The 2,533-nt window shown below is 48.8% G+C and carries 2 protein-coding genes and 1 pseudogene; all 3 read right to left on the minus strand.

Annotated features, from left to right (window positions below):
• Positions 1 to 1,100: nitrogen regulation protein NR(I) (gene ntrC / locus B3180_RS06325; protein ID WP_286843597.1), on the minus strand; the 1,100-nt coding region annotated here is incomplete at its 3' end.
• On the minus strand, positions 1,090 to 2,163 hold the full coding sequence (gene glnL, locus B3180_RS06330; protein WP_054490278.1) for a nitrogen regulation protein NR(II): 1,074 nt from the start codon (positions 2,161 to 2,163) through the stop codon (positions 1,090 to 1,092). The genes glnL and ntrC, both read right to left, overlap by 11 nt.
• A 73-nt stretch (positions 2,164 to 2,236) precedes the next feature.
• Positions 2,237 to 2,533: pseudogene (gene glnA, locus B3180_RS06335) on the minus strand (glutamine synthetase); the annotation flags it as partial.

Genomic DNA, 2,533 nt, shown 5'->3' on the forward strand with positions numbered 1-2,533 from the left:
CAGCGACAGGTATTTTCCAGCTGTCTTACATTACCGGGCCAAGAATAACCCATTAACTTGCTAAGTGTCTCATTTAACAACGTTTTTGGTGTAACATTCAACTCTTCAGCCGACTTTTTCAGAAAATGCTTTGCCAAAGTCGCTATATCTTCTGTTCGCTCGCGCAAAGGGGGTAAACGCAACCGGATAACATTAAGCCGGTGATATAAGTCATCACGGAATTGTCCTTTATCGACTAACTGCTCCAGCTCCCGGTGTGTCGCTGCAATAACGCGAACATCAACTTTAACTGGCTGATGCGCCCCGACTGGATAAAACTGCCCTTCGGCCAGAACTCGTAACAAACGTGTCTGAACCGGTAATGGCATGTCGCCAATTTCATCCAGAAACAAGGTTCCGCCATCGGCTTGCTGAAAACGGCCCACACGCTTTCTGTCAGCTCCGGTAAAAGCACCGCGTTCATGCCCGAACAACTCCGACTCAATTAAGTCAGCCGGTATGGCCGCCATGTTAAGTGCAATAAAAGGCTTTTCCGCGCGCGGACTGTGTTTATGCAAAGCTCGTGCAACCACCTCTTTACCGGTTCCGGTTTCACCGGTCAGCAAGACGCTGACACTGGAACTCGACAGCCGGCCAATGGCGCGGAAAACATCCTGCATGGGAGGTGCCTCACCGATAAGCTCCGGAACGCTATTATCAATAGGCTCATTCGACGCGGTTTCGCTTTGCCTTGCATGTTGCAGCGCCCGGTCCACTGCTGTTATCGCTTCATCAATATCGAAAGGCTTCGCTAAATACTCAAAAGCCCCACCTTGAAATGCCTTTACCGTGGTTTCAAGGTCTGAATGTGCGGTCATCACCACCACTGGCAATTGCGGCTGCTCACGGCCTAATTTTTCAAGCACGGCCAGACCGTTTTCGCCGGGCATTCGAATATCCGTCAGCACCACAGTCGGAGCATCGGCTTTTAATGCGGAAAAAAAGTCTTCTCCGTTAGCAAAACTGCGAACATGATAGCGACTGTCGGCAAAAGCTTTTTCCAAAACCCACCGAATTGAGTCATCGTCATCAATGATCCATAACTGAGCATTAGTGGTCATCTATTACCTCGTTACCATTGTCTGCAGTAAGGTACGGCAAATAAACTGAGAACCGGGTTTTGCCCGGGCTTGAGTCAAATTCAATTTTGCCCTTATGCTGGTGCACAAGGTTTTGCGCCAACGAAAGACCCAGGCCGGTTCCCTCTGCACGTCCGCTAATTAAAGGGTAAAATAATGTATCGCGTAACTCCGCCGGTATGCCGGGTCCGTTATCGGTAACGGTCACCACCGCGCACTGCCGATAACGCAGACCAAACAACGTCAATTGGTGCTCGACCCGAGTCTTAATGACAATAGTGCCAGCACCCGACATAGCTTGCGCCGCATTCTGGGCAATATTCAGGAACACTTGCTCACAAGCTTCAGGCACCACCCGAATGTCCGGTAAAGAAGGGTCATAGTCCCTGGTCAGCTTCAGTGACTCGCCGTACTCATAAGTTAGTGTCCGAACCACACGCTCCAGTACTTCATGAATATTGGTCAGCTTTGATTCACCACGCTTAGTTGGCCCTAACAGTCTGTCCACCAGGTACCGTAAACGATCAGACTGACTGATAATCAAGTCGGTATACTCGGTCAGTTTTTCATCGGGAAGCTGCCTTGCCAGTAGCTGCGCAGCGCCTCGCAAACCACCTAACGGATTCTTTATTTCGTGAGCCATACCGCGTAGTAAATGCTGTGTCGCAAATAACTGATTACGCTGCTGATCTTCCTGGTTGATGCGTCGCAATTGATCAACTTGTTTGAGTTCCAGCAACAATGCCCGGCCAAATTCTTGATCAACTGTCTGAATACTGGTTTCCACACGAATATCGTGACCAGAATGCAGTGCAAAATGAACTTCCGCATTCAGCACAGTCTGCTCACTATTCAGGCATTCTATTAATGTTTCCGACGCCAGAGAACAATGATAAAACGCGGCGCTAAACAGTTCACCTAATAGTCGCTTGGCGCTGTGATCCAGCAACGATTCCGCGGATGAATTGACATAACGAATGGTCAGGCGGTCATCAAGGATGAGTATGCCTGTGAGTAATTGGTTAAGTAGCGCGTTGTTATTCACGAAGGCAGGAGAGGGTTATGCACCGTATTGGTGCAATCGGGCAAGGCTAAAAGCCTCACCCGATAATTCGCCATTAAACGCTGTAGTACATATCGAATTCTACCGGGTGGGTAGTCTTCTTCAATGTCTCTACTTCGTTATATTTCAGATCGATGTAAGCATCAATCATGTCGTCATCCATAACGCCGCCCTGTTTCAGGAAGTCACGGTCTTTATCCAGAGCTTCCAGAGCCATTTCCAGTGAATGACAAACCGTCGGGATGTCTTTCGCTTCTTCAGGAGGCAGATTGTATAAATCTTTGTCCATTGCATCGCCTGGATGGATCTTGTTACGGATACCGTCAAGACCCGCCATTAATAAGGCAGTAAA

Origin of the sequence: Idiomarina sp. UBA4206, assembly GCF_002383015.1 — a bacterium.
GTDB classification, from domain to species: Bacteria; Pseudomonadota; Gammaproteobacteria; order Enterobacterales; family Alteromonadaceae; genus Idiomarina; species Idiomarina abyssalis.